Source organism: Dietzia sp. DQ11-38-2 (assembly GCF_014145055.1).
Classification (GTDB): domain Bacteria; phylum Actinomycetota; class Actinomycetes; order Mycobacteriales; family Mycobacteriaceae; genus Dietzia.
This window is the reverse complement of sequence record NZ_JAALDW010000474.1, coordinates 1,046-5,440: the sequence shown is the minus strand read 5'-3', so window position 1 is coordinate 5,440 and position 4,395 is coordinate 1,046. Positions and strand designations below refer to the sequence as shown.

At 69.8% G+C, this 4,395-nt stretch carries 4 protein-coding genes; 2 read left to right on the top strand and 2 right to left on the bottom strand.

The window, feature by feature from the left end; translation table 11 throughout:
* Positions 1-573, bottom strand: a 573-nt coding sequence (locus G6026_RS14865; RefSeq protein ID WP_182613635.1) for an LLM class flavin-dependent oxidoreductase, incomplete at its 3' end; no start/stop codon positions are given.
* A 163-nt stretch (positions 574-736) separates the two neighbouring features.
* Here G6026_RS14865 and G6026_RS14860 point away from each other — a divergent pair.
* Complete coding sequence (locus G6026_RS14860) at positions 737-1,912, top strand: ROK family protein (RefSeq protein ID WP_182613631.1); 1,176 nt, start codon at positions 737-739, stop codon at positions 1,910-1,912.
* 83 nt (positions 1,913-1,995) lie between these two features.
* Positions 1,996-2,517 carry a flavin reductase family protein gene (locus G6026_RS14855; protein ID WP_182613630.1) on the top strand — a complete coding sequence of 174 codons (522 nt, stop codon included), beginning with the start codon at positions 1,996-1,998 and terminating at the stop codon, positions 2,515-2,517.
* A gap of 102 nt (positions 2,518-2,619) precedes the next feature.
* On the opposite strand, the gene G6026_RS14850 is transcribed toward G6026_RS14855, so the two are convergent.
* Positions 2,620-4,395, bottom strand: a 1,776-nt coding sequence (locus G6026_RS14850) for an ATP-dependent Clp protease ATP-binding subunit (RefSeq protein ID WP_241728111.1), incomplete at its 5' end; no start/stop codon positions are given.

The following is a 4,395-nucleotide window of genomic DNA, read 5'->3' as shown; positions in this document are numbered from 1 at the left end:
CGGCGGGACCGGGTCGGGCCGCCGCGCCAGGACGGAGTCGACGACGGCGAGGTGGTCGCCCCGGTAGGTCAGGGCCTCCCCGGATCGCCACAGTCCGCGCACGATGTCGAGGAACTCGTCGGCCCGGGCGTATCTCGCCTCCTTGTCCAGGAAGTCTCCGTAGGCGCGTTGCTCCCGCGACTCGCCTCCGGTGACCACGTTGAGGAGCAGTCGGCCCCCGGTCTGCCACTGGAAGGTGGCCGCCATCTGCGCGGCGAGGGTGGGGCTCATGAGGCCCGGGCGCAGCGCGACGAGGAATCTGATGCGGTCGCTCGACTCGGCGAGCAGCGCGCTGGTGATCAGGGCGTCCTCGCACCATGCGCCGGTCGGGGTGAGAAGCGACTCGAACCCGTTGTGCTCGGCCGCCGCGACGATCTGCCGCAGGTACGACAGCGTCGCCGGACGGTCCCCCGACATGAACGTGCCGTGTCCCCCGGCGACGAGGTGGCGTGAGTCCCCGTATGTGGGCAGGAACCAGTGGAGATGGGTCTTCGTCTGGTCGGCCTGGTCGGCCTGGTCGGCGTGGGGACGTATGGGGTCGGTGGCCACTGACGGCTCCTGGGGGTCTGGGATCGGACTGCGGACCGACTCATCGTGGGACCGGGCGGTGGCGTGGAGCCACAATTGGCGTCACGAGGATCGATACCCTTAACCAGAGTAGACCGATCGGTCTATAGCCTGTGTTACCCTGCTCGTCATGACCACCCGATCTGCCGCCCCTGTCCTGCGCTTGTCCGATGTGAGCGCGGCCCGGGTCATGCGCACGATCCGGTTCCGGGGGCCCGTCACCCGCCCGGAGGTGGCAGCGTCCACGGGCTTGTCGGTGGCGACGGTCGGCCGCGCCACGGCAGCGCTGCTGTCCGCCGGCGTCATCCGCGAGCGGCCGGAACTCATGCACGACGGTTCCGTCGGTCGACCGAGCATCCCTGTCGAGATCGATCCCGGCGGGCCGGTGGTGGTGGCCGTCCACGTCGGCCTCAGCCGCTGCGTCGTGGCGATCAGTGACCTCGCCTGCCGGATCCTGTCCGAGTTCGCGATCCCCACCCCGGGCCGGGATCCGGAGCAGATCGCGGACGAGCTGTCCGCGATCGCGTTCCGTCTTCTCGACGGCCACCGTGGACGTCGGCTCGTCTGGGGTGGTGTGGCCACGGCGGCCAGGATCACCTCCCCGGGCAGGGTCGACCACGACCTGCTGGGGTGGCGGGACGTCCCGGTGACCGAGCTGTTCGCCGATCGGCTCGGGGTGCCGTTCTCGGTGGCCCCGCACGTCGAGGCCATGGCCGCGGCGGAACTCCTCGTGGGGCATGAGACACACACCGGGACGACGCTCGTCGTCTACGCCCGGGAGCATCTCGGCTCCGCCCTGGTGATCGACGGCGCCGTACACCTGCCGCGCGCCGGCTCGGCCGAACTGGCGCACCTGCCCGTGGGGCCCACCACGTACCTCGACGACCGCGGAGGCGGCCTCACGGACGTGGTGGGCGATTCCGGACTGGTCCGCGCCGCGGCCGCCCGCGGCATCCCCGTCGGGTCGGTGGTGGAACTCGCCGCACGCGCACCCGGCGATCCGGTGGCCGAGGCGATCCTCGTCGAGCGGGCCACGGTACTCGGCCGCCTGGTGGGGCTGCTCTCGACCATCACCCGCCCGGATTCGGTGGTGCTCTGCGGCCAGGCCTTCACCGACCACCCGCGATACCTGGGCCCCGTTCTGAGCGCCTCGCGGGAGACCCCCTTGCCGGGAGAAGCGCCCGAACTCAGGGTGTCGACGGCGGGAGGGCGGATCCAGCAGGTGGCGGCCATGGCGGTGGCGCTCGACGCCATCTCCGCGGACCCTACGAGCGCGCTGCCCGCACGCTTGTTGTCGGTGTCCTGACGTGGTGACGGCGGCGTCACCCACTTCGCGTCAGCACGAGCAGAACGTTCGACATCCGTAGCACGAGCCTCCAGACTTCTGGCATGACCGAACGAAGCCTGTCCTCCGACCGCCAGAGCGTCTCGGCGGAGACCCACCGTCGGGCGATGCGACTGCATCCCGCCGGAGTCACGATCATCACCCTCGACGGCGCCGACGGCCCGGTGGGGTTCACCGCGTCGTCGCCGTCCAGCCTGTCGTCCGAACCGGCCCTGGTGAGCTTCAACGTGGGGATCTCCTCGTCCAGCCTGGCCGCGGTGCTCGACGCCCGCACCGCCGTGATCCATCTGCTGGGGGAATCCGACCGGCACCTGGCGTCGAGGTTCTCGGGGCCCGCGGCACAGAGGTTCACTGACCACTCCCTGTGGACGCGGGCCGAGACCGGCGAACCTCTCCTCCACGGCGGGCGGGCGCGACTACGGGTCGCACTGGACCGTCTCGTGCCTGCGGGCGACCACGTCCTGGTGATCGCGCGGATGCTGGACGCCTGGTTCGACGACGAGCCGAGTGATCCGCTCGTGGTGGTCGACGGTGGCCTGTGGGCGGTGCCGTCGGCCCGCGACTGACTGCCGGGTCGCCCCCCCCGGGGCCTGCGATCCGGCAGACGACGAGGCGGCCCCCGCTCGGAAGAGCGGGGGCCGCCTCGCGGTGGTGCGGCGCCTTTCGGGCTAGGTGGTGGCGGGAGCCGCCCCACCACTACCCGAGGATCCACCGGGGGCGCCGCCGGCGAAGCCACCCGAGCTCGGGGGAAGCGAGTCACCCGGGCCGGCCTCACCCGTCGGAGCGACACTCGCGGTGATCTCCTCACCCTCGCGGGACTCGGCGGCGTCCGGCCGCGGGACCCCGGTGAAGGTGAACCTGGCGTTCTCCGTCTGGTCGGACTCACCGTCCCAACCCTCGACGTCGACGGTGATCAACTCGCCGGCCGCGACCTCACCGAAGAGGATCTTCTCCGAGAGCGTGTCCTCGATCTCGCGCTGGATGGTGCGACGCAGCGGCCGCGCCCCCAGCACCGGGTCGAAGCCCCGCTTGGCCAGGAGTTCCTTGGCACGGTCGGTGATCTCGATCGTCATGTCCTTGGCCTTGAGCGCCACGCCCACGCGGCTGACCATCAGGTCGACCATCTCGACGATCTGGTCCTTGGTGAGCTGGTGGAACACCACGATCTCGTCGATACGGTTGAGGAACTCGGGCCTGAAGTGCTTCTTGAGCTCGTCGTTGACCTTCTGCTTCATCCGGTCGTAGGCGTCCTCGGTGTTGTCGGCGGACTGGAAGCCCATCCCGACGGCCTTGGAGATGTCCCTCGTGCCGAGGTTGGAGGTGAAGATCAACACGGTGTTCTTGAAGTCCACCATGCGACCCTGCCCGTCGGTGAGACGGCCGTCCTCCAGCACCTGCAGGAGCGTGTTGTAGATCTCGGAGTGGGCCTTCTCGATCTCGTCGAACAGGACCACCGAGAACGGCTTGCGCCGGACCTTCTCCGTCAGCTGGCCACCCTCCTCGTATCCGACGTACCCGGGAGGTGCGCCGAACAGGCGGGAGGCGGTGAAGCGGTCGTGGAACTCACCCATGTCGATCTGGATGAGCGCGTCGTCCTCGCCGAACAGGAAGTTGGCCAGCGCCTTGGAGAGCTCGGTCTTGCCGACACCGGACGGGCCGGCGAAGATGAACGACCCCGACGGGCGCTTGGGGTCCTTGAGACCGGCCCGCGTGCGACGGATGGCCCGGGAGACCGCCTTGATGGCGTCCTCCTGGCCGATGATCCGCTTGTGCAGCTCGTCCTCCATGCGGAGCAGACGTGTGGTCTCCTCCTCGGTGAGCTTGAACACGGGGATCCCGGTCCAGTTACCCAGCACCTCGGCGATCTGCTCCTCGTCGACCACCGCGGCCACGTCCATGTCGCCCGCACGCCACTGCTTCTCACGTTCCGAGCGCTCGGCGATGAGCTTCTTCTCCGTGTCCCGCAGACCGGCGGCCTTCTCGAAGTCCTGCGCGTCGATCGCGGACTCCTTCTCGCGCCGGGCCTCGGCGATCTTCTCGTCGAACTCCCGGAGGTCCGGCGGAGCGGTCATCCGCTTGATCCGCATGCGGGCGCCGGCCTCGTCGATGAGGTCGATCGCCTTGTCCGGCAGGAAGCGGTCGTTGATGTACCTGTCCGCCAGCTGGGCCGCCGCGGCCAGGGCCGCGTCCGTGATGGTGACACGGTGGTGCGCCTCGTAGCGGTCGCGTAGACCCTTGAGGATCTCGATGGACAACTCGACGCTGGGCTCGGGGACCTGCACCGGCTGGAAACGACGCTCGAGCGCCGCGTCCTTCTCGATGTGCTTGCGGTACTCCTCGAGCGTGGTGGCGCCGATGGTCTGCAGCTCACCGCGGGCCAGCTTGGGCTTGAGGATCGACGCCGCGTCGATCGCGCCCTCGGCGGCACCCGCCCCGACGAGCGT